The following is a 21,056-nucleotide window of genomic DNA, read 5'->3' as shown; positions in this document are numbered from 1 at the left end:
ATAAATTACTTACCGTTTTTTTCTGTAGAAATAGACTCTGTTACTACTTCAGCTTTCATCAGCTTTCCTTCTTTTTTAAGCTTAGCAATTAATTCATCAACTGTGATTCCTTGCTCTTTCGCCATTGTTTCTAAGTTAACAGTTTCATTAGATGAAGTCATTTCGCTAGTCATATTTGACTCAACGCTACCTTCAGCCGGTATAGATTCAGTTGTGCTAACAGCTTTTGTTAACTTTCCTTCTTTTTCAAGCTGGGCAATCAATTCGTTTAATGTGACCCCTTGTTCTTTCGCCATTTCTTCTAAATTAGTAGGCTCGCTCGATTTAGTTGTGTCTCCCATGTCGTTGCTTGCAGCATATGCAGATCCTGCTACAACAGATAGTCCTAACATTACGGATGCAATTGTTAATTTTTTCTTCATTTTAAATTCCTCCTAGATTGATTTTAGTCTTTTCCTACTTCACAAGAGAAAGCTTACCGCAGCAAACTTTCTACTTGATAACAATAGTGTATAACTAGCGATGTTAAATCCTTGTTAAGAGAAATACTAATAAAAATCTACCCTGTTAATTTAATGTAATTGTAAAACAAGTACCACCGTTTTCATTGTCAGTAACTGCAATTTTTCCTTTGTGTTTGTTCATAATGCTTTGCACAATGGAAAGTCCCAATCCTACGCCTCCCACTTCACGAGAGCGTGACTGATCCACCCGGTAAAACGGCTCAAATATATTCTTTTTCATCTCATTGGGGATACCAATTCCTGTGTCTGAGATTTCAATTTTCATCTGATTTTTCTCCGATTTAGCTTTAATCATTACACTTCCACCGTCAACATTGTATTTGATACTGTTTTCAACAATGTTATAAAATGCTCGATACAGTAAGTCTGTATTTCCATAAATAACACGATCATCGCAATCCCAAAATAGTTTAACCGCTTTTTCAGCAGCAATAAAAGAAAGTTCTGATACAATATCTTCCAAAACATCCATCAAGCAAATCGTTTCATTCTCGAAATCATCATTCATATTGGTCATATCTAAAAGAGCAAATACCAACTCGGATAATCGCTGTATTTGCTTTTCAAAAACAGCTATAAGTGCATCATATTCTTCCGTAGAATGATCGATTTTCTTTTTGAATACATCCACTTTTGTTTTTAATACAGTAAGGGGCGTTCGAAGTTCGTGAGCCGCATTTGCAGAAAAGCGACTTTGCATCATAAAAGCTTCGTTTAACTTATAGGTCATTTCATTAAAAGAATGCGTAAGCTCAGCTATTTCATCATCGCTCGGTGGAATGTCCATCGTTTCCGATAGATTCAGCACAGTCCTGTTCTTAATTTGACTATTGAGAAGATCAAGTGGTTTTAACACTTTGCCCGATACATAGTAAGTCAATGCACCACCACCAACAATGACTAAAAATAGATAAAAGACACTTTCAAATCGAAAATCCGTTCTTGCTTGTTGTGCTTCTATAGTTGGTGTAGACATCATCATCGCTTGGAGATTGTCGACTGCACCTCTATCTTCCCAAGGCTCTTGCGCAGGTACTACCGCAACTGCATCTATTTTAGTTGCCATTATACCAGCAGACAAATTTAAAATTACTGTAAGACCTACACAACAAATCGTTAATAAAATAACCATCATTGCAGTAAGTCTCAACCGAATTGGCATTTTTTTAAACATCATGCGTCACCATCATTTTTCGTAATAAAATAGCCCTCACCAATCTTTGTACGTATTGGGTCATAATCTAAAAGACCCTTCAGTTTTTTTCGAAGAGTTGCAATGTGAACACGAATTGCACCACTAAAACTATCCGCATTTTGATCCCAAACATGTTCAATCAATTCTTCTTGACTGACAATTCGTTCCTGGTTAAGTAAGAAATATTCAAGTAAGGCAAACTCTTTTTTTGTAAGCGTTAATTCATTTTCACTAATAAATGCACTGCGTTTGGACAAATCTATTTTTATATCCCCACTAGTCAAAAGATTGTTTTCCTGCACAAATTTCCGTCTTAATAAATTCCGTATTCTTGCTTCCAATTCTTCAAAGTCAAATGGCTTAGTTAAATAATCATTCGCACCAATATCTAAACCTTTCACTTTGTCATGTACGCTACTTCGCGCACTAAGGATTAAAACCTTTAACTCTTTTTTTTCTTCTCTTATCTTTTCTAAAACTTCTAATCCGTCCATTTTCGGAAGATTTAAGTCTAATATAATTAAGTCGTAATTTCCAACGCATGCCTGCTCATAGGCATCTTCACCATTACTACATGTATCCACTGCATATCCATCTATTCTAAGTCCTTCCGCAATGGCTTCCTGTAAATCTAGTTCATCTTCAACTACAAGAATTCTCATATCGCAATCACCTCATTTTTATTATTTAAACTAGGTGTGTTAATAGTTTGTTATTGTGTCGTTTTAAACGATACCATTTACTTTCAAGGTTATCAACTTCGCCTTGACCAATCAACTAGTTTTATCTTAGAGATTATTGCTCAAACATAAAAAAAGAGAATTACTCGTCGCTGTGACTTGTAATTCTCTTTTATTAATCTTAGAAAAACGATAACCTTACTTAAAACCTGTCTGTTTGAATATTGTCTAGCTAGCCGTTCCAAAACCATCTATTCTTGTCACTTCAACTAAACGCTCCTCATGAAACGAAAGTTTGTACACGTCAGGCATAGCAAGCTGCTCCCAAAAATGAACGTCATATTTTGGATCAAAATAATTCATGATCAACACCATTATATTGCCATGTGTACCGACAACAACGTTCTGATTTTTGTACATTTCAAGAACATGTAAAGTTGCCGCAACGCCTCTTTTTTGAGCTACACGGCTGGACTCTCCACTATCTAATGAAAAATCGAAATCTGCCCATACTTTGGAAATCGCTTCATTAAAATCAGCAACTGGCTCCTTCGATAGCACACGTTCACGAAAACCCTCGATAATTCCTATTTCTTTTCCTATGTATTTTGCTATCCCCTCTACCGTTTGGATAGCTCTTTTATAAGGACTTGAAATAACATGGTCAATTTGCAAATCTTTTAACAGGCTTGTAGTAACTATTGCATCTGCATGCCCCTTTTCTGATAATGGTCTCCCCAGTTCATCCGGCGTATAAATGGAGTGCGCATGTCTAACAAAGTATACATTTGTAGCCAAAACAATTCTCTCCTATCTATTTCTACTTCTATCATTCAAGAACTTTCGTCATAAAAACTTGAGAAACCTTTGTCTTTTCGAATCCGCTTATCATTAAGGTAGAAACTGCACGACCGTTTCTAGTCAAAAAGTTATACGTTGTCCGATTGATTGGTTGATCATATTCCAATGCATGAGGAAACAGTTTGCTAAGTGCATCATCTTTGCCATTTTCAATAGCTTGGAATAAAGTAATTCCCTCCGCTTCACTACCAAATATCCCTTTTTTCCGAATGAGACATGCAGCCTGCACTTTTCCATCCTTTGTAAGTAGCACTGCTTCACCACCTGATTTTGGTCCATTAGCTGGATCAGTTTGCCAAGGAACAAGCGATGGAAATAAATCAGAGCCGATACATTGGAAGGCTGGAATTCTACTAATTTCATAGCCAGTAAGATCTGGTAATTCATCTTCTAAAATGCCCTTTGCTGCTAAAAAGAGTAAATCATCCTCTATTTTGTATCCATATTTTTCATACAAAGATATGGCAGCCTTATTTTCAGAAAGAGCTTCTAACGTAGCAATTGAAACTCCATGCTCCTTTAAGAGCTTCTCCGCTTCCTCCATTAAAGGAAGGCCTTGCTTTTTCCCTCTATACTCTGGAATAATTCCAGTACCACCATTCCACGAAACCTTTTGTCCATTTACTTCTCTCATTCCTTGAAGTACAAATCCAATAGGAATCGCATCATCAAATGCAACAACAGACAAAGCAGCTGATAATCCTTCGTCGCCAAATCGACTTACGAATGTATCGAAAGTTAAATTCATTGGCAATAAATATCCTTCAAATCCTTTATTAAAAAGAATATGGGCTTCTTCAAAACTTAATGACGACATCAATTTATATGAAATATTCATTGCAATCCCTCGCTTTTTTCTATGTAATGGTATTCATTCCATGGTTCAACATTTGATATTAAATTTTAATAGACATATTCAGCTAAGATAAATGTTTACTTAGTATTTCTCCTGGTAGCCCGTCCATCTCGCAAATAATTTCGGATACAAATCCTTGCTTGATCAATATTTTTCTAGAGGGGATATTTTCTGGATCAATAATCGCCTTTAGTATTTTTAATCTTTGTTCTCTAGCTCTTTCAATCAATACTCTAGCTATCTCACTGCCATAACCTTTCCCCCAATATTCAGGCATAATCATATATCCAATTTCAGCTTCCTCAAGTATATCTTCGTTTACAGTTAAATGCCCAAGTCCAATAAATTCATTCCCTGTAGATCCAGTAATTTTATATGAACCATAATGTTCGTATTTACTATTACGCTCAAGTAACTTTTGAAAATTAACTTGAGCTTCTTCAAAAGGTATAGCACGTTCCGTAATTTGTGCCATAACTTTTTCGTTTGATACAAGACTAAGATAATCATCAAAATCATTACTTTTAAACTTCTCAAATTTTAATGTCGACATCATTTCCCCCTAGATAGTCAGATCATAAGGATCTATTTAACTATTTTTTTCATGAACAATTAAACTCTACTTCATTATATGGTTACTTCTTTTTACATTCAATTCAAAAATATCTAACTATTATATAAATAACACTTGATTCTACCGTAACGTTAGGTTTTATTATAGAGATATGAGTTAGAAACGAGGGGTATTTATGTATTCAATTGGAAAATTAGCGAAACTAAGCAATTCAACTGTAAGAACGCTGCGCTATTACGATGAAATAGGATTGTTAACCCCTACCTTGTTGAGCGAAGGTAAGCATCGATACTATGAAGAAAAAGACATTATCAAATTGCAGTACATTAAAGTGTTAAAGGAGATGGGATTTAACTTACTTTCCATCCAGCAAATGTTGGAACATCAACATTTAAGTCACAAAGAAGCATTAGCAATGCAATTAAAAGTTTTAGAGCTAGAAAAAGAGCGAATCGAGGAACGCACTCGCTCCATTCGCTATTTGCTTCAAGTGAGCGAATTGGAGGAACTTGCAAATTGGAAAGATGTATTTGATCATCTTCCAATGAATTCCTCACCAACGCCGCTAGAGGTATATGAAGAAATTTGGAGTAACCATTTTTCAAAAGATGAAGTACAAATCCTAAAGAAACTTCCGAAAATCGGGGATGATTTGGAAGTTATGCAAGGCTTCACTACTTTAGTAAATGAAATTAGAGAAAATATTGATATAGAAACTACGTGTCCTGAAGCACAAGTCTTTGCAAAACGCTGGCTCGAGTTATCGGAAGTAATCTTTAATGGAGATACAACACTTGCTCAAAAAGCTTGGAATATCAATAAAGAGACAAATGGAACTATTGGAATGTATCAATTCGACACGAGAGTTGTGCATTTTATAGAACAAGCAATTATGCATTATGTGCAAATAAATTATAAAGAAACCTAATATGAAAATAAATTATATGCTTCTTGAATTACTTATCTATTTGGGACTGCCTTATGTAATTTGGACATATGGTAGAAATCTAATGGGGGACTATTATGCAATGCTATTGTCTACAGCCCCCGCTATTATTTATACTATTTATCGTTTTTTGAAAGATCGACAATTTAATATGGTTGGTGTATTCGTCATTTTTTCGCTGATGCTTGGCTCCGCACTTGATTTACTTGCTGGATCTGCTCTTCAAATGCTATGGAATTCTGTATGGTTAAGTTACGCATTTACTACCATTTATCTTTTTTCTATGATCATTCAAAAGCCACTAGCCATTTATTTCGCAGTTGAATTCATGTTTTTACAAGGATACCCAAGAGCTTTATGAATGGTAATGTAAAATGGTTTCAAATGGTTACTGCTATTTTTGTTATTCGGGGACTTTTGATGAACTCCATCATGGTATGGTTGATTGTGAACCATGGGGCAGATGCATTTATGCATTTAATTGTTATAAGAAAAATGCTTAGTTATGGTTTTTCAGCTCTCATATTTGTAGGATTCTTGTATGCGGGCAATAAAGCAATGCAATTAGCCAACAAGCGTGAAATCGATTGGCTAAAACCTGTTCAAGCAGTCGAGTGAAAATTAGAAACTTAAATGATTTTATACTTACACATCAGAATCCCCCTATGTTTATAGCGTTCCAATTACTATTGTAAATTTCAATATGAATTAACTTAAAAGTTTATTTTTTGTAAAGGAGAGGTATATTTGCTGAAAAAAGTAGCTATCTTTACTCTCTGTATAGTGATAGTACTTTCAATTTGGATGTATAACAATCAAAAGAAAAATGAAGCAGAAGTGTTTGAACATTCAATGCATTACATCGTAACCAAATATAAGGAAGATAAAAACTTTAGTAATCTTGGCGTCACATATAATTTTGGACGTGGAAACTATTTTATTCTCCTTCAAAATGATACTACTAACAAATTTTATTCTTTAGAAGTTAAGTTAGCAAAGAAACAATATATAGTATACATTGAAGACCATACTCTAAATGATATATATCCCGACTAATATTAAAACTATGCTAACAAATAAGAAAAGCAGCACTCAATATTTTGGCTGCTTTTCTTATTTTCACTATATTTTATTAAAATCTCGAACTTTATTCACCCCCATACATTAAAGAACAGACTTTCTTTGTTTTCATCAGTAAGGAACTTAATATTAGTATAGCCTAAAGCTTCTGCACGTTCAGAAAACTTATGAACCATCTGTTGTTCTTTTAAAATGATTGACACGTATTCCGAATCAATCACCAAAAGTGCAAGTTGGCAGGAACTTTTCAAAAAATCCTCATAATTTTTGACTTCTACTACGTCTTCACTAGTAGGAAAAGCTTTTAAATCAGCAAATATTACGTAATAGTCATCTATCGATATATCATTCCAAAGCACTTTTCCCTCCAGAATAGCATTAGATGGTAAAAAGTTTGGGTATGGGATTTCTACGCTCAGCACTTCACCAGGACCGATTGACCAATACCAAGATGGATCAACTATGTCCACTAAAATATCAGATAATTGCTTACCAAATCTATTTTCCATTTTAAAATGAAGCCCCAGCATTTTCTCTCCCCTTTTTCATGAGCATATAAACTGACAGGTATTTCTTCTATTAAAACGACGTTAAACAAACCGGTTTAGAATTAGGCATAAACCATCTATCCAAATCTTTTGCTGACCAATTATTCAGTTCTACTTTTCCATACTGGACTAGCTTCTCCAAAGTTGCACAACCCATCCACCAAGAACTTAAATCTGAAATTACAATGCCTAAATCAGCTTCTTCACTAGAAATGGACGATTTTTCAATACTCCAAGAATCTCCGCTAAACGTTAGTTCGTAACTACCATTTTGCTCTTGGATAAAGGAATCCTGAACAAATAAAGAAATCGTTACAGGGCTCCCCGGTCGATCTAGCAAATGAAAATTAACCTGTTCTACAAACTCTTCTATCGAACTTATTCGATACATGACCCCTGTACCAACTGCTCCTACCTCATGATATACACTAGGTATCAAACGATTGCTATCGTTTCTCGGATCTTCTAATTGATACAAAAGTGATTCATCATGTGTTCGTACTAATACACGATCTATCTGATCTTGCTGAGAATTAATCCACGCACAAATATCCTGGAAAGCACTTGGCTTCGTCCAAACCCATTCCAAAACATTCATTTCACTATGTAGAAAATGACTATCTTTTACAGGTTGTAAAGTATAAGCAATAGCACCAATTAACTCATTATCCTCATAAACTCCTGCGTAGTAAGAAGCTTTTTTCTTTATTAATGTTCGTTCATGCCATGTTCGTTCCATCATTCCATGATGCATGGCTGCAAATTTATTATAAACGGCAACAATTTCTTCTTCATTCGATGGAGACAACAGGACTACTTTTTTTCTATCTCCATTGCTTGGAAAACTAGCAGGCTTCAGCTTATATTGATAGCGCGTCGGTCCATAACCATACCCCATCTTTTGATAGAATGAAGTGTTAAAAGGATATAACGACACAAGACCAACACGCTCTTGTCTAGCAAGTTCATGAAAATGTTGTAGTAACTGTTTCGCAATCCCTTCTTTTTTATGGAAGAAATGAACAGCAACCATACCAATTCCAAAAACACGAACAATTTCTCCATTTACATTCCCTTGAAGCTCGTGCAATTTGTACATACCTAGCAACTCATTTTGCTCAGTAAATAAACCGTAGAACCTGAAGTTATTTTCCGATTCAATTTCAAATATTAATCGTTCAATAAATCCGTCTTGAGCTTCGGCTTCTGCTATTTGCATTCCTGGATAAGCCATTGCTACTAGAGAAGCAGCTTGTGCTAAATCACTTTTAATTAATAATCGAATCATGGTAATCCCCCTTTTTCAAATTATAGTAGTTAGAATTATCTAAGTAAACTAACTTTTATAAATCAGATCTTACTTTTAACCAGGATAATGGATTAATACAGAACATTTAACTAGGCTATTTCCATTATTCTTATAAATATGCGCTCTATCTGCTTGAAAAGTAATTGCATCTTCACTATTTACTACGTAGCTCTTTTCTCCAATTGCGAGTTCCAATGTTCCTTCATTTACAAATATATATTCTTCTACACCTGGATTATGCGGTTCTGATCTATGCTCACAACCTGGTTCAATTGTTATCGCAAATACTTCAAATTGTTTTTCTGCGTTAAATGGCACAACTGGATACACCTGGTACTGTCCGTTGTTTTCTATGATCGGGTCTAGCTTATTCTTTTTGATAACAGTAACAGAGGGGCTATCACCACTTATAAGTGATGATAAAGAAAGACGTAATCCATTTGCAATTTTCCAAAGCGTTGTTACAGTTGGATTCGATTCTCCCCTTTCAATTTGGCCTAACATCGTTTTACTCACACCAGTTAATTCAGCCGTTTTATCTAAACTAATATTTCTTTCCTTTCTAACTCGTTTTAAATTATTTCCTATATTTTCATTTATTTGATCCATCTAAAATTCCTCCATTTTAAAAAACGTTATATTGCACATATATGCTGGATGAAGTACAATAGGCGTTATAAAGCACAATTGTATTGTATAGTGACTATTTTAAAGGGAATGGGGAAATTTATCTATGACAAACAGTTCAATGTTCTCAGGCGTACACGAAGTTATCGGAAACACCCCTATGGTTCATTTATCAAGAATTACGGAAGGTTTAGAAGGGAATATTTTTGCAAAACTGGAGTATTTGAATCCTGGTTTTAGCAAAAAGGACCGCATTGGATTACAAATAATAGATGAAGCTGAAAAAGCAGGTGTACTTAAGGCAGGTCAAACAGTTGTAGAACTAACAAGTGGGAATACTGGTACAGGTCTTGCAATTGTATGTGGTGTGAAAGGATATAAATTCGTAGCTGTCATGTCTAAAGGAAATTCTTTAGAACGAGCTCAAATGATGAGAGCGCTAGGAGCAGAAGTTGTTCTAGTTGATCAAGCTCCTGGTTCACTAGTCGGACAAGTATCTGGAGAAGACCTTGCAAAAGTAGAAGATGTTGCACAACAAATTACACTGGAAAGAAATGCATTTCGTGCCGATCAATTTAATCATATTGGCAATATTCATGCTCATGAATACTACACTGGTGAAGAAAATCTGGAGACAAACTAATGGTGAAATAGATGTATTTCTTGATTTTGCTGGTTCGGGTGGCACTTTTACAGGATGTGCAAAAGCATTAAAAAAGCATAAATCCGATATACGTTGTTACTTAGTTGAACCAGACAGTGCCCCTTTTTATTCAAATAAAGTCCCAACATATCCAAGTCACAAAATCCAAGGTGGCGGATATTCGATGGAGTTGCCACTTTTAGATAAGAACTTAGTAACCGATTATATTCATATAACGGATTCAGAAGCGACATTAGTTGCAAGAAAGTTAGCAAAAAAAGAAGGAATATTTGCTGGTTTTTCCTCTGGAGCAAACGTTGCCGCAGCATTAAAACTATTGAAAGGCTCTGAAAAAGGAGCAAATATCGTTTTAACAATAAATGATTCTGGTCTTAAGTATTTAAGCACAGATCTTTATGAGTAATCTTGGATAACAAAAAGAATCCATTTTGAAAAATTGATCAAAATGGATTCTTTTGTTTATTTAATACTAAAAAAACTCCATATGCCCTTTTTCTTTTTTATAATAGTCCATTCTGTCTTGCAATGTTCCAGTATGAAATTCGAATTTATGCCCATCTAAATCCGTAAAGTAAATGGATTTTTTATCTTTTTCATCTCTTGATCGACTAGGAAGAATGTTTACATTTAAGTCTATTAATTTCTCATATACCTCAGAAAAGTCTGCTTCATCGATTGAAAAATCGATATGTGTATAAGATTCACTTATATCATTGCGAGGAACATTTTCTTCTTGATTTAAAGCTAGCCATATTCCATTTAGATCGAAATATGCAGTCGTTCTTCCCTTTACTAATAGCTTCGCGTCAAAAACACTTTCATAAAACGTTATCGATTCTTCTAAATTAGAAACAGAAAACAAAAAATGATTCAGTCCTTTAATAGTCATCCATTCGCCTCAAGTGCAATTTTTCGCGACTGTTCTTTTCTAGCTAATTCCTTATTATTTTGATGAATATCTTTCATCCCTTCAAAAAATCTGTATTTTTCAGTCAAGATTTCTTCCAAATTTGCTTGTTCGTCAAGTAACTGATCCAGATATTCTCGTGAGAATGTCAATCTATTTTGCATTTCTACTACACTTTCAGTTGTGTGACCATGTCCAGGTACATGAACGGAAATAGCATGTTTAGAAAAGATATTTTTCGCTTTTTCCATTGTCTGAACATAATCAAAATAACCGCTATAAATAAAAGGGAACTCGACATCAGATAAATAATCCCCTGTTAGGAACACGCCAAGAGGCTCTATAACCGTAAACAAACCATCATCCGTGTGACCAGGTGCCAAATAAAATGTTATTGTGCTTGATCCAATAAGTAATTGCTGCCCGTCTTCGGATACAATATAATCTACAGTAGGATACTTCGGCTCATAATTTCTTTCTAAATAGTATTTTTGATCAAATAGTTTTACTTTCTTCATTATATCTTCTTTATGTACATTTTCGCTCAACTTGCGAGATGCAACCACCCTAGCATCTGGAAATGCCCCTGATCCAATAACATGATCGAAATCACTATGAGTGTAAATAATATAAAGCTGTTTATCTTTCCTTATTTGATTGACATAGCCCTTTATTTCCTCCACTTCATGAGGCAACCAATTTGGATCGGTTAAAATAATGGCCTCGTCTAGCTCTATTACGGCAGATGTTGTTAAATATAGTGAGCTTTGAAAAATTCTTATATTTTCTTTGTTATATTGAATCATGAAATTTACTCCCCATCTTTTAAAATTTATTCCCACTCGTATGGTGTTTCTTGGTACACATAATAATTCAGCCAATTTGAAAATAGCAAATGTGTATGCGAACGCCATGTATTCAAAGGTTGTTGCGTTGGATCATCATTTGGAAAATAATTTTCAGGTACATCGATTTCGATTCCTTTATCTACATCGCGGTCATATTCCTCCGCAAGCGTATCTGCGTCATACTCTAAATGTCCAGTTAACATAATATGTTTGTTATCTTCTGATAGAACAATAAACACTCCAGCATCTTCCGATTTAGAAAGTAAAATTAATCGACTATCATTCTCTACTTGTTCAGGTGAAACAGCCGTATAACGGGAATGTGGAGCATTAAATTCATCGTTAAATCCTCTTATTAAATTAATCGTATGGTCAGAAAGTTTATGAGCAAATACTCCTGAACATTTTTTGGACAACACATATTTATCTATCCCATAATGATGATACAGCGCTGCTTGTGCCCCCCAGCAAATATGTAAAACCGACGTTACATTCGTTTTTGTCCAATCCATAATTTCGGTCATTTCTTGCCAATAATTCACTTCCTCAAACTGCAAATGTTCAATAGGAGCACCTGTAATTATCAGTCCATCAAAACGTCGATGCTTCACATGTTCAAAAGTAGTATAAAAAGTTTCTAAATGTGTTTTGCTTACATTTTTAGACTCATGTGTCGCAGTATTTAAAAATGTCACATTTACTTGTAGCGGAGTATTCCCTAACAATCGCAATAGCTGTAATTCCGTTCTTTCTTTTTCAGGCATTAAGTTTAATATAAGAATATTTAATGGTCGTATATCTTGCTTTGTTGCACGATCCTCATCCATCACAAATATTTTCTCTTTTTTCAGTAACTCCGCTGCTGGTAATTGTTTCGGTATATTAATAGGCATTTTTGTTGCTCCTTTTCAAAATAAAATAATAAAAAACCCTCTTTTCTATTTGATAAGAAAAGAGGGTAATATGTATGCTCTCTGTTCTTATCTCTCAAGACATATAGTCTTGATGGAAGTAGCACCTTTCTGATAAGTCAGAGGTTGCTGAAGCTTCGCAGGGCCATATCCCTCAGCTTCTCTTGATAAGAATATTCAATTATTATATCTTGTAAATATTAACATGTGGAAATCATTTATGCAACTATTTAGAAATCTAAACTTCCAAAAAATAAGCACTCACTTCTTTCCAACTATTTAACCGAGTGTAGCCCGTTACATTTACATTATGAGGAGCTGTAAAAAGAAGCCCTTTTCCGTAAAAATCATCCAAATTACTCATCGTATCATCTATTAAATAATCTGCTCGTATAATGCTTTTATCTCCACAAAAAACAAAATTCTGCTCATTTAAAAAGGGAAAATACTTTTTTAACCATATATATTTCGGGGCTAATGAAGAAGGAAACTCCATTGCAGCTGTTACGATAAATACCTCATACTTCAAACATAAATTTCGAACGACTTCCTGACTATCCTTTATAACATCTAATTCTAGAAAGAAAGTTCCATTAGCTAAATAGGCATCTATTCTTTGCTCCAATCTTGCATCTAATTCACTTAGTTTTTTTCCTTGTAAATCCTGCATTGTATAAGTAGTATTATATTCTGCGTTAAACAAGTCTACACATTTTTTACTAAAATGAGATAAAACCTCATCCATATCTATCGCTATACGTTTCAAAGTGATTCCTCCTATTGTTCTATTAGTAGTTTATCATTTATCTTATGAAGTAGTTTTTTTCCGAATTAAGCAAGTCACATGTTTAGAACAGTAATTTTCATTATGTTATACTAACAATCGGAAGTTTTATGAAAATCTATTTAAAAGGTGTGTAAATAATGCAAAACTTAAAAGGGAAAACGGCTTTAATTACTGGTGCAGGAAAAGGAATCGGACGTGCTACTGCACTCGCTTTTGCAAAAGAAGGCATTAATGTTGGAATTATTGGAAGAACGTCTGAAAGCCTTGAAAAAGTAGTAAGTGAACTTGAAGCATTTGGCGTAGAAGCTACGATGGCGGTTGCGGATGTTTCTAATAACGACTCGGTTATTGCTGCAGTCGATCATATTAAATCTGAACTTGGCCAAATAGATATTCTTATTAATAATGCAGGTGTAGGGAAGTTCGGCAAATTCCTGGAGCTTTCACCAGAAGAGTTCAAAAACATTATTGATATTAACTTAATGGGTGTCTACTATGTAACAAGAGCTGTGTTACCTGAAATGATCGAAAGACAAGCAGGTGATATTATTAATATATCGTCAACTGCTGGTCAAAAAGGTGCGCCAGTAACAAGCGCTTATAGTGCGTCAAAATTTGGTGTACTCGGGCTAACTGAGTCACTTATGCTTGAAGTAAGAAAGCATAATATTCGTGTGAGTGCATTAACACCAAGTACTGTAGCTACTGATTTAGCGTTTTCTGAGAACCTTACCGATGGAAATCCTGACAAAGTGATGCAACCAGAAGATCTTGCAGAAGTAATGGTTGCACAATTAAAATTACATCCACGCATTTTACTTAAATCAGCTGGTTTATGGTCAACAAATCCATAATAACGAAAAAAATCCACCGACAAGTAATTGTCGATGGATTTTTTCTTTACTTACTATTAATTCCAAGCACCAGCTTTTTCTAATTTCTTTTTCCCTTTAAACGCTAAAAATACTAACAGTGCGTTCAAAAGTAACATAATAACAAGTGCATACAATACAAATGTATAGCTACCAGTAAATTCAAAAATATAACCATACCCTGGTAACGCTACAATCCCAGCAACTGCTAAACCGATGGCAGCAGTAGAATAGATTTGACTATAATCTTTGTTACCAAATAATGCAGTTGTTAATAGTGGCCCTAATGTTCCAAGAGATGAAACGATAAAACCGAAAATTACTACAGCTACTATAAATAAAGTTTGATTGTCAGGAACCGTTAGGAAAATACCAACTGGAACTAAACCTAATAACATCGCAAATATAGCCGTATTTCTCGCACCAATTTTATCACTTAACACACCAAAAGATAAAGCACCAACTAAAACACCGATTTGCATGGCCCCTAGTGCAGTACCCGCAAATTTAATATCGTAACCAGCGCCTATTGCGAATGGCGCAAGATGTTGACTAAAGCTTGCAATCGAAGTGATGATGAAGAAGAAACCTAGTAAAGCAAAGAAAGCACTCGATTTTTTAGCTACTGCAGCACTTACTCCTTGTGCCACATCTTGTTGACCAAGAGTATCTTCAGATGATTTTACATCATCCATACCTAATGGTTGTAAACCTTTTTGCTTTGGACTCATACGAAGGATGACTAAAACGATTGGAATGATAATAACCGCTACAGTGATACCCGAAGCAATATAAGTAAATCTCCAACCTTGTGTAGCAATTAAATTACCTACTGTTGGTTGAATGATTGCACCAAAGACACCACCGATTGCAACCATCAATCCCATTGCTAATCCATTATGTTTTTTAAACCAGTTATTGATTAGAACAGGACCTGCCATTTGTGTAACAAAAATTGACCCGATTGCCAGAGGAATACTGAATAAATACCAGCCCCACACCGAACTCATAAGACCAAACATTGCAAATGATCCAGCCATTAAAATAATAGAAACCACTAAGATCAATCTAATATCATATTTAGCCATTAATTTACCTGCAATAGGTAAAAAAATCATTGTAACAATAGAAGCAATACTAAAGTATAATGTCAAACTTCCCATACCAATTCCTAAATCTTGTGTAACAGGTATTAAGTATAATCCACCCGCAGTAGAAATACCGTTTTTACCCAAAGCTACCATAATCGATAGACCAATTAATAGCAACCAAGCGTAATGGAATTTTTTCTTTTTCGTATTCATAGTACAGCTCTCCTCTTATAATATTACTTCACGACATTACTATATAACTCTATATATTTGAGTGTTAAAATAATAACCTTTTACATTTTGACACAAAGTTCATTGAATGTCCACACTTAAAATCGAATATTTTGTCACAATGTTACCTATTGATTTTTAATCTAGTCACACAAAACCCGTTTGGCATCTATTCGCCAAACGGGTTTTGTTTAGTTATTATTCATCCAAAGTGCTATTAATAGTTCTAATTCTTTTTCTTTTTCTTCTTTGAGAACAAGTAGTTCTTCATATTTTATCCAATCATCTTCCATTTCAATTTTTTCTTTTAAAGCTTTAATTACATTTTCTAGCTCATTTATCTCATCTTCTATTGGACGAATCGTTTCTTTTGTCTTTTTCACTTTGCTATTAGATACCTTTACTTCCGGAACAACTACAGTTACTTTACTTTGTTGTTGTTGTTCCCATTTATCACGTGCCCATTCATAAGATCCTTCAAAGGTTGTCAATTCTCCTTGATCTAGCCAAGCCGTTCTTGGGAATAGTTTATTTAAAAAGTAGCGATCATGCGAAACTGCTAAAATTGTACCTTCAAAATCTTCCATGGCGTCTTCGAGTACTTCTCTCGAATCAATATCTAAGTGATTCGTTGGTTCGTCTAGCATTAGTAAGTTAATATCTTGATGCATTAGCTGAGCAAGTCGAAGTCGCATTCTTTCGCCTCCGCTTAAATCACCAATTCTTTTGAATACGTCTGGACCGTAGAACATAAATTTCGCTAAAATATGCCTTGCATCACCTTCAAAAACATTTACTTCACTACGGAATACATCGATTAAACGTGCTTTCGGATCTGCTATTTCAAAATGTTGTGTTAAAAAGCCAACTCGAACATTGCTTCCAAGTCGTGCTATTCCAGCGTCTACTTGTATTTCTTCCCGAAGCAGCTTCAATATAGTAGACTTCCCTGTACCATTTCGTCCAACAATAGCTAATCGATCTTTCCAATAAACATTCAAATTTGCATTGTGTAGCAACACTTTTGTATCAAATGCTTTATATACCGCTTCCATCACAACCACTTCCTTACCACTTCTCGAAGCAGCTTCAAAAGATAAATTCATTTTCTTTGGGTCGATTAATGGCTTTCTTACTTTCTCCATTCGTTCTAAAGCTCTTTCCATATTCCTTGCTTGTCGATGGAGCCCTGCATTAGGAGGAACAGCTTCGTTTGCCCATATTCTCAATCGTTTTATAGCTTCTTTCATCTTTTTTATCTTTTTCTGTTGTTCTTCATAATCCTGAAATTCACGCATTAATCGTTCTTCTTTTTCCATTACGAAGGAAGAATAATTACCATTATATAAAGTTAACTCACCCTGTTCTAAGTCAGCTACTTTCGTTACTACTTGATCTAAAAAATAGCGGTCATGCGACACAATAACAATCGTTCCTGCGTACGTTTTTAAATATTGCTCTAGCCATTCCACAGCAAATAAATCCAAATGATTTGTCGGTTCATCTAACAATAGTAAATCCGGCTTTGTAAGCAAAAGCTTTCCTAACATGATTTTCGTTTGTTCCCCTCCACTTAAACTAGAGAACGGTTGATGAACAAAATTAGCTAACTGTAAGCCTTGTATTACTTTTTCAATTTCTGAATCCATTGCGTAGCCATCACGATTGGAGAATTCTTCTTGTACATCTCCATATTGCTGTAAAATTTTCTCCATATTTTCTGCTTCTGTTGTAGCAAGTCTATTTTCTAATTCACTTATTTTCTGTTGGAGTGATAAAAGTTCTGAGAATGCGCTAGTCAAAACATCATAAGCCGTTATTTCATGTGCAAAAACAGGAATTTGTGCGAGATACCCTATTTTTGTTCCTTTTTTAAAATGAATAGTCCCTTCGTCAGGTGTTTCAATTCCAGCAAGCAACGTAAACAAAGTGGTTTTCCCACTACCATTTCTACCGACTACCCCTAATTTATCGCCTGTTTTAATGGCTAAAGATAAATTTTCAAAAATCGTATTTCCACCGAGCATTTTACTTATTTCTTGTATTGTACATATCATATTTTCCGCTTCCTCTCGAATCGTTCATAGCTGGAAGCTTTTTTCTGTATGCAAAAAAGACTGCCCGAAAAGCAGTCTTTTCCATTATAAATGGTTCAGAAAGAATGACTTCTCAGCTGTGAACTTCATTAAATTTGCTAAAAATGGACAGACTAATCCCGTTATATGCAAATTCATGAGTAATCGCACAGGATGTGGATAAAAATTCCAATATAAATCCATATGCATTCACAACGTTTTTCATTCTTTCTTCACCTCCGTTTCATTCTAATTAAGAATATTCTAACACATACTTTTTCATCTTTCAATTGTTTTTATTATTCTGCACCCTCAAACGTTTGATCGTTATTTGTTTCTTTTTCCTTTGGAATCCCAACGTCATTTTCCTTATTTACTTCTTCATTTCCAAGATCCTTATTTTTTTGTTGTGAATCCAGCTGTGTTTCTGGGGTTGGTGGCTCATTTGATTCTCTTTGCACACCACATGCGGAAAGTGGCAGTATTAAAATGAATAGTAAGAACAAAATTGTTTTCTGCATATTAATCTCTCCTAACTTTTCAATTAGGTTGCTCTATTACCACTGTTTTATGCAATTAAAAAACTCTCGTACCATTTATATGTACGAGAGCTTTACCATAAAATTATTCTTCAATATCAAAGGAAATTTCGTCTTCATCACTATATTCGGATCCATTTTCAAATAATACGGTAGTACGTAAAATAAGCTTCGTAACTACTTCATTTTCATTAGAGATCCATCTTTCATCTGGCATAATTTCAAATGGAATCATTTGCATATCTTTTGATGCAGCTGCTCCTACTAGTTCAATAGAATGCTTCGAAACGATTTTTGACACTTCGCCATTTAGTAGCTTAAATACTTCTAACTTGATATTGTCTACTAGCTCATCATCACCCGCACCGTCAATATAAATCGTTCCGGATAAATTTATCCCGTGTTCGATATATGGGTGGTCCACAATTGTATCAATTTTTATGTTATCTACTTCTATTGAAGATTCAAATTTCCTCGACATAGTTCTCAATCCACCTTGTGATTTGTGTACTCGTAGTGATTTTCAATTTCTGGCTCGTACTTATTATATCTCTTTTTAAACATTGTATAAAAATGAGAAACAATAACTTTTAGTATTGCATATCCTGGAATTCCTAAAATGACACCTGGAACTCCAAACAATGCCCCTGAAGTTATTAACACAAAAATAATTGTAATCGGGTGTATATGCAATGATTTACCCATAATTTGTGGGGATATAAACTTCCCTTCCACTAATTGTACTACCGTCCATACAACTGCAAGGCTTATTAACATCAAAGGTGAATTAACTAGTGCAATAATTGCAGCAGGAGTAATTGCAATAACAGGTCCTAAATACGGTACAACACTTGTTACCATCGCGATAACTCCAAGCAACAATGCATATGGCATTCCTATAATAGAAAATCCGATAAAAATCATTAACCCGATGCACATAGAAACTAAAATTTGCCCTTGAATATATGAACTGATTTGTTTATCGATGTCTCTAAATACGGAATGTACATCATTACGCATACGTGGTGGCAATATATTCATCACATACTGTGGCAGTTTTTCCCCATCTTTTAATAAGTAAAAGAGGATAAATGGAACCATCACTATCGATAAAACGAAACTTGTTACTGCTCCGATAGCAGAAGTTATTCCGGTTGCAATACTAGCAATAGCACTTTGAAATAGCTTGCCAACTTCAGCAGGTATACTTGCAAATAATTTCATCACATCATTTTCAATTTGCAAATAGTAATTTGCAAATATAGACGTTCTTAAGAAAGTATCTAGATTGTTAAGCAATTGAACAAAGTTAGCTGGTAGTTCATCGACTAATTTAATAGACTGCTCTTTCAAGAACGGAAAAACTAAAAAGACAAGCAATGTTACTAATCCTATTAATGCTAAAAAGATAATTAATATTCCCCAAACTCTCGGAATTTTAATGCGCTCTAATAATCGCAATAACGGTCTTAATAAATAATATGCGATAACTGCTAAAATGATTGGTAAAACTACATTACCTAAAAAGACAGTTAACGGATCGAAAACAAACGAAATTTTATCGTAAATCATTATAACTAGCCCAATAATCAGTAGCATTAGAAACGTAAAAAACGTATTACGCCCTCCTAAAAACTGTATGTATCTAGTAGAAAAAAAAGACGGCTTATTAGGGTCCATATTATTCAACTTCCTTTCTTACCAAATAAGAAAGCACTTCTTTTTTACTTTGCCTTCTCTTATTTTACGTAGGAAAAGTAAGAAGTGCAACGCTTAAGTATTACTTTTATTCTAAAAAGTCAGAAATAGCTTTTTTATTTCTTTCTTTATCTATTTCCAACACCGAACCTGCATGTGAATAGCTTTTATTCGTATACGATCCTTCTACTGGTATTGTTAATTTTTCTATTTCTACATTTCCACTAACGGATGCATCCATTACTCGCTTTAATTTATCTGATTTCGAATAATCGGTTTCGATATAACCTTCTGTGGCACCAACGAATTTCGGGATATTGCGCAAGTTTTTGACTGAAAGTATTTCATCTTTCAAAGCTTCCATCACAATTTGTTGCCTTGCTACTCGTCCAAAATCACCTTCTGCATCCGATCGGAATCTCGCATAACCAAGCAGTTCTTCGCCAGAAAGGTTTTGTTGCCCTTTTTTTAATGTTACGCCGATTTTTTCAGACATGTCCTTTTCTACATTTATCGGAATTCCTTCGGGTGTAACAATGTCTACTAGCGTTTCAAAACTGCTAAAATCTATAAGGGCATAATGATGTATTGGTACATCAAACATATTTTCAATCGTATCTGTCACTAATTGAACTCCATCTAAATAATACGCTGTATTCAATTTATACGATTTATATCCTGGAATTTCCGCATAAATATCACGCATAAATGAAATGATTTTCACATTATTACTCTCTCGGTCCCATGATACGAGCATCATTGTATCTGTTCTTGCTTTATCTTGCCCTCTTGAATCGACACCGAGCACTAAAACATTTTCTCGTTGCCCTTGTTCTCGTACATCACCTGTAAAATCAGCAGGTTCTTTTTTAGCATCTTTCGCCAAATTATATCCACTAGTATATTGAGTAAATGCATAAGCCCCCACAGCTAATAAAAGAAAAAAGAACAAAAAAGAAAGAAATCTTCCTCTTTTAAACTTCTTTTTACGCTTGCGCCTTGGCTGATGCTCTTGTATTTCGTCCATCAAAAATCTCTCCTTTATCTATATAATAGCACATCTGTTCGTTTTCCTATTTCTTAGAAATTTTCGCTAATAGGAAAAAAGAGCACTCTTTAAAATAAGCACTTGTTTTTCGACTTGCATTACGCCCTCATTCGTACTTTACATATAATGTGTCTTAATGGTAGTTTCCGCTACAGGGGTGGACGCTTTCCGCGGGCGTTGCCTCA

At 34.6% G+C, this 21,056-nt stretch carries 27 protein-coding genes and 1 riboswitch; of the genes, 7 read left to right on the top strand and 20 right to left on the bottom strand.

Features of this window, described 5'->3' with window-relative positions; translation table 11 throughout:
• Positions 1–5: 5 nt before the first annotated feature.
• The 6 genes from RUH95_RS19845 to RUH95_RS19820 all read right to left on the bottom strand — a co-directional run bounded on the left by RUH95_RS19845 (position 6) and on the right by RUH95_RS19820 (position 4,669).
• Complete coding sequence (locus RUH95_RS19845) at positions 6–422, bottom strand: hypothetical protein (protein ID WP_313894643.1); 417 nt, start codon at positions 420–422, stop codon at positions 6–8.
• 145 nt (positions 423–567) lie between these two features.
• Positions 568–1,701: a sensor histidine kinase gene (locus RUH95_RS19840; protein ID WP_313894642.1), complete on the bottom strand. Its 1,134-nt coding sequence runs from the start codon at positions 1,699–1,701 to the stop codon at positions 568–570.
• Positions 1,698–2,381, bottom strand: a complete 684-nt coding sequence (locus RUH95_RS19835) for a response regulator transcription factor (protein WP_313894641.1) — start codon at positions 2,379–2,381, stop codon at positions 1,698–1,700. The genes RUH95_RS19840 and RUH95_RS19835 overlap by 4 nt, the downstream gene beginning before the upstream one ends.
• Before the next feature lie 246 nt (positions 2,382–2,627).
• A complete protein-coding gene (locus RUH95_RS19830; RefSeq protein ID WP_313894640.1) occupies positions 2,628–3,197 on the bottom strand; it encodes a histidine phosphatase family protein in 570 nt (189 codons plus the stop codon).
• A 31-nt stretch (positions 3,198–3,228) separates the two neighbouring features.
• Positions 3,229–4,098 (bottom strand): GNAT family N-acetyltransferase, encoded by an 870-nt coding sequence (locus RUH95_RS19825; protein WP_313894639.1) that lies wholly within the window; start codon positions 4,096–4,098, stop codon positions 3,229–3,231.
• Between the two features lie 82 nt (positions 4,099–4,180).
• Positions 4,181–4,669 (bottom strand): GNAT family N-acetyltransferase, encoded by a 489-nt coding sequence (locus tag RUH95_RS19820; protein ID WP_313894638.1) that lies wholly within the window; start codon positions 4,667–4,669, stop codon positions 4,181–4,183.
• A gap of 196 nt (positions 4,670–4,865) precedes the next feature.
• On the opposite strand from RUH95_RS19820, the gene RUH95_RS19815 reads away from it, so the two are divergent.
• From RUH95_RS19815 to RUH95_RS19800, 4 genes are all read left to right on the top strand, one after another.
• Positions 4,866–5,618, top strand: coding sequence for a MerR family transcriptional regulator (locus RUH95_RS19815; RefSeq protein WP_313894637.1), 753 nt, complete (start codon positions 4,866–4,868; stop codon positions 5,616–5,618).
• A gap of 1 nt (position 5,619) precedes the next feature.
• A complete protein-coding gene (locus RUH95_RS19810) occupies positions 5,620–5,997 on the top strand; it encodes a VC0807 family protein (RefSeq protein WP_313894636.1) in 378 nt (125 codons plus the stop codon).
• Positions 5,994–6,254: a hypothetical protein gene (locus tag RUH95_RS19805; RefSeq protein WP_313894635.1), complete on the top strand. Its 261-nt coding sequence runs from the start codon at positions 5,994–5,996 to the stop codon at positions 6,252–6,254. Before RUH95_RS19810 ends, RUH95_RS19805 begins: the two co-directional genes overlap by 4 nt.
• Positions 6,255–6,383: 129 nt before the next feature.
• A complete protein-coding gene (locus RUH95_RS19800; protein WP_313894634.1) occupies positions 6,384–6,692 on the top strand; it encodes a hypothetical protein in 309 nt (102 codons plus the stop codon).
• Positions 6,693–6,787: 95 nt separating this feature from the next.
• On the opposite strand, the gene RUH95_RS19795 is transcribed toward RUH95_RS19800, so the two are convergent.
• The 3 genes from RUH95_RS19795 to RUH95_RS19785 form a co-directional block, all read right to left on the bottom strand.
• Complete coding sequence (locus RUH95_RS19795) at positions 6,788–7,246, bottom strand: DUF2691 family protein (protein ID WP_313894633.1); 459 nt, start codon at positions 7,244–7,246, stop codon at positions 6,788–6,790.
• 49 nt (positions 7,247–7,295) lie between these two features.
• The gene (locus RUH95_RS19790) at positions 7,296–8,552 is read right to left on the bottom strand and encodes a GNAT family N-acetyltransferase (protein WP_313894632.1); all 1,257 of its coding nucleotides are present in this window, start codon (positions 8,550–8,552) and stop codon (positions 7,296–7,298) included.
• Positions 8,553–8,627: 75 nt separating this feature from the next.
• Complete coding sequence (locus RUH95_RS19785) at positions 8,628–9,182, bottom strand: helix-turn-helix domain-containing protein (RefSeq protein ID WP_313894631.1); 555 nt, start codon at positions 9,180–9,182, stop codon at positions 8,628–8,630.
• Positions 9,183–9,306: 124 nt separating this feature from the next.
• Between RUH95_RS19785 and RUH95_RS19780 the strand changes: the two genes are divergently transcribed.
• Both RUH95_RS19780 and RUH95_RS19775 read left to right on the top strand, forming a co-directional pair.
• Complete coding sequence (locus RUH95_RS19780; protein WP_313894630.1) at positions 9,307–9,843, top strand: PLP-dependent cysteine synthase family protein; 537 nt, start codon at positions 9,307–9,309, stop codon at positions 9,841–9,843.
• Entirely contained in the window at positions 9,818–10,267 is a 450-nt protein-coding gene (locus RUH95_RS19775; RefSeq protein WP_313894629.1) for a pyridoxal-phosphate dependent enzyme, read from the top strand. Before RUH95_RS19780 ends, RUH95_RS19775 begins: the two co-directional genes overlap by 26 nt.
• Positions 10,268–10,333: 66 nt before the next feature.
• Here the strand turns inward: RUH95_RS19775 and fosM are convergent, their stop codons facing one another.
• From fosM to RUH95_RS19755, 4 genes are all read right to left on the bottom strand, one after another.
• Positions 10,334–10,753: a FosM family fosfomycin resistance protein gene (fosM, locus tag RUH95_RS19770; protein WP_313894628.1), complete on the bottom strand. Its 420-nt coding sequence runs from the start codon at positions 10,751–10,753 to the stop codon at positions 10,334–10,336.
• Positions 10,750–11,577, bottom strand: coding sequence for an MBL fold metallo-hydrolase (locus RUH95_RS19765; protein WP_313894627.1), 828 nt, complete (start codon positions 11,575–11,577; stop codon positions 10,750–10,752). Before RUH95_RS19765 ends, fosM begins: the two co-directional genes overlap by 4 nt.
• Before the next feature lie 26 nt (positions 11,578–11,603).
• Entirely contained in the window at positions 11,604–12,512 is a 909-nt protein-coding gene (metA, locus tag RUH95_RS19760) for a homoserine O-acetyltransferase MetA (RefSeq protein WP_313894626.1), read from the bottom strand.
• 84 nt (positions 12,513–12,596) lie between these two features.
• Positions 12,597–12,704, bottom strand: a riboswitch (SAM riboswitch).
• Positions 12,705–12,768: 64 nt separating this feature from the next.
• Positions 12,769–13,296, bottom strand: coding sequence for a 5' nucleotidase, NT5C type (locus RUH95_RS19755; RefSeq protein WP_313894625.1), 528 nt, complete (start codon positions 13,294–13,296; stop codon positions 12,769–12,771).
• A 158-nt stretch (positions 13,297–13,454) separates the two neighbouring features.
• Between RUH95_RS19755 and RUH95_RS19750 the strand changes: the two genes are divergently transcribed.
• Entirely contained in the window at positions 13,455–14,171 is a 717-nt protein-coding gene (locus RUH95_RS19750) for a 3-ketoacyl-ACP reductase (RefSeq protein ID WP_313894624.1), read from the top strand.
• Between the two features lie 56 nt (positions 14,172–14,227).
• On the opposite strand, the gene RUH95_RS19745 is transcribed toward RUH95_RS19750, so the two are convergent.
• The 7 genes from RUH95_RS19745 to RUH95_RS19715 all read right to left on the bottom strand — a co-directional run bounded on the left by RUH95_RS19745 (position 14,228) and on the right by RUH95_RS19715 (position 20,850).
• Complete coding sequence (locus RUH95_RS19745) at positions 14,228–15,493, bottom strand: MFS transporter (RefSeq protein ID WP_313894623.1); 1,266 nt, start codon at positions 15,491–15,493, stop codon at positions 14,228–14,230.
• 209 nt (positions 15,494–15,702) lie between these two features.
• Positions 15,703–17,568: a ribosomal protection-like ABC-F family protein gene (gene abc-f / locus RUH95_RS19740; RefSeq protein WP_313894622.1), complete on the bottom strand. Its 1,866-nt coding sequence runs from the start codon at positions 17,566–17,568 to the stop codon at positions 15,703–15,705.
• Positions 17,569–17,680: 112 nt separating this feature from the next.
• Positions 17,681–17,812, bottom strand: a complete 132-nt coding sequence (locus RUH95_RS19735) for an RAxF-45 family protein (protein WP_313894621.1) — start codon at positions 17,810–17,812, stop codon at positions 17,681–17,683.
• A gap of 73 nt (positions 17,813–17,885) precedes the next feature.
• Positions 17,886–18,107, bottom strand: coding sequence for a hypothetical protein (locus RUH95_RS19730; RefSeq protein WP_313894620.1), 222 nt, complete (start codon positions 18,105–18,107; stop codon positions 17,886–17,888).
• Between the two features lie 103 nt (positions 18,108–18,210).
• Positions 18,211–18,606: a sporulation protein gene (locus tag RUH95_RS19725; RefSeq protein ID WP_313894619.1), complete on the bottom strand. Its 396-nt coding sequence runs from the start codon at positions 18,604–18,606 to the stop codon at positions 18,211–18,213.
• A gap of 5 nt (positions 18,607–18,611) precedes the next feature.
• Positions 18,612–19,805, bottom strand: a complete 1,194-nt coding sequence (locus RUH95_RS19720) for an AI-2E family transporter (protein ID WP_313894618.1) — start codon at positions 19,803–19,805, stop codon at positions 18,612–18,614.
• A 106-nt stretch (positions 19,806–19,911) separates the two neighbouring features.
• Complete coding sequence (locus RUH95_RS19715; protein WP_313894617.1) at positions 19,912–20,850, bottom strand: LCP family protein; 939 nt, start codon at positions 20,848–20,850, stop codon at positions 19,912–19,914.
• Positions 20,851–21,056: the final 206 nt, after the last annotated feature.

Origin of the sequence: Psychrobacillus sp., assembly GCF_032154225.1 — a bacterium.
Lineage (GTDB): Bacteria > Bacillota > Bacilli > Bacillales_A > Planococcaceae > Psychrobacillus.
Note: the sequence above shows the minus strand (reverse complement) of the source record. Positions and strands in the feature narration are given on the sequence as shown.

Bases quoted from the DNA above. Each gene is read 5' to 3' on its own strand.
- RUH95_RS19845 (WP_313894643.1), bottom strand. From the start codon at position 422: ATGAAGAAAAAATTAACAATTGCATCCGTAATGTTAGGACTATCTGTT.
- RUH95_RS19840 (WP_313894642.1), bottom strand. From the start codon at position 1,701: ATGATGTTTAAAAAAATGCCAATTCGGTTGAGACTTACTGCAATGATG.
- RUH95_RS19835 (WP_313894641.1), bottom strand. From the start codon at position 2,381: ATGAGAATTCTTGTAGTTGAAGATGAACTAGATTTACAGGAAGCCATT.
- RUH95_RS19825 (WP_313894639.1), bottom strand. From the start codon at position 4,098: ATGAATATTTCATATAAATTGATGTCGTCATTAAGTTTTGAAGAAGCC.
- RUH95_RS19820 (WP_313894638.1), bottom strand. From the start codon at position 4,669: ATGTCGACATTAAAATTTGAGAAGTTTAAAAGTAATGATTTTGATGAT.
- RUH95_RS19815 (WP_313894637.1), top strand. From the start codon at position 4,866: ATGTATTCAATTGGAAAATTAGCGAAACTAAGCAATTCAACTGTAAGA.
- RUH95_RS19810 (WP_313894636.1), top strand. From the start codon at position 5,620: ATGAAAATAAATTATATGCTTCTTGAATTACTTATCTATTTGGGACTG.
- RUH95_RS19805 (WP_313894635.1), top strand. From the start codon at position 5,994: ATGAATGGTAATGTAAAATGGTTTCAAATGGTTACTGCTATTTTTGTT.
- RUH95_RS19795 (WP_313894633.1), bottom strand. From the start codon at position 7,246: ATGCTGGGGCTTCATTTTAAAATGGAAAATAGATTTGGTAAGCAATTA.
- RUH95_RS19790 (WP_313894632.1), bottom strand. From the start codon at position 8,552: ATGATTCGATTATTAATTAAAAGTGATTTAGCACAAGCTGCTTCTCTA.
- RUH95_RS19785 (WP_313894631.1), bottom strand. From the start codon at position 9,182: ATGGATCAAATAAATGAAAATATAGGAAATAATTTAAAACGAGTTAGA.
- RUH95_RS19780 (WP_313894630.1), top strand. From the start codon at position 9,307: ATGACAAACAGTTCAATGTTCTCAGGCGTACACGAAGTTATCGGAAAC.
- fosM (WP_313894628.1), bottom strand. From the start codon at position 10,753: ATGACTATTAAAGGACTGAATCATTTTTTGTTTTCTGTTTCTAATTTA.
- RUH95_RS19765 (WP_313894627.1), bottom strand. From the start codon at position 11,577: ATGATTCAATATAACAAAGAAAATATAAGAATTTTTCAAAGCTCACTA.
- metA (WP_313894626.1), bottom strand. From the start codon at position 12,512: ATGCCTATTAATATACCGAAACAATTACCAGCAGCGGAGTTACTGAAA.
- RUH95_RS19750 (WP_313894624.1), top strand. From the start codon at position 13,455: ATGCAAAACTTAAAAGGGAAAACGGCTTTAATTACTGGTGCAGGAAAA.
- RUH95_RS19745 (WP_313894623.1), bottom strand. From the start codon at position 15,493: ATGAATACGAAAAAGAAAAAATTCCATTACGCTTGGTTGCTATTAATT.
- abc-f (WP_313894622.1), bottom strand. From the start codon at position 17,568: ATGATATGTACAATACAAGAAATAAGTAAAATGCTCGGTGGAAATACG.
- RUH95_RS19735 (WP_313894621.1), bottom strand. From the start codon at position 17,812: ATGAAAAACGTTGTGAATGCATATGGATTTATATTGGAATTTTTATCC.
- RUH95_RS19730 (WP_313894620.1), bottom strand. From the start codon at position 18,107: ATGCAGAAAACAATTTTGTTCTTACTATTCATTTTAATACTGCCACTT.
- RUH95_RS19725 (WP_313894619.1), bottom strand. From the start codon at position 18,606: ATGTCGAGGAAATTTGAATCTTCAATAGAAGTAGATAACATAAAAATT.
- RUH95_RS19720 (WP_313894618.1), bottom strand. From the start codon at position 19,805: ATGGACCCTAATAAGCCGTCTTTTTTTTCTACTAGATACATACAGTTT.
- RUH95_RS19715 (WP_313894617.1), bottom strand. From the start codon at position 20,850: ATGGACGAAATACAAGAGCATCAGCCAAGGCGCAAGCGTAAAAAGAAG.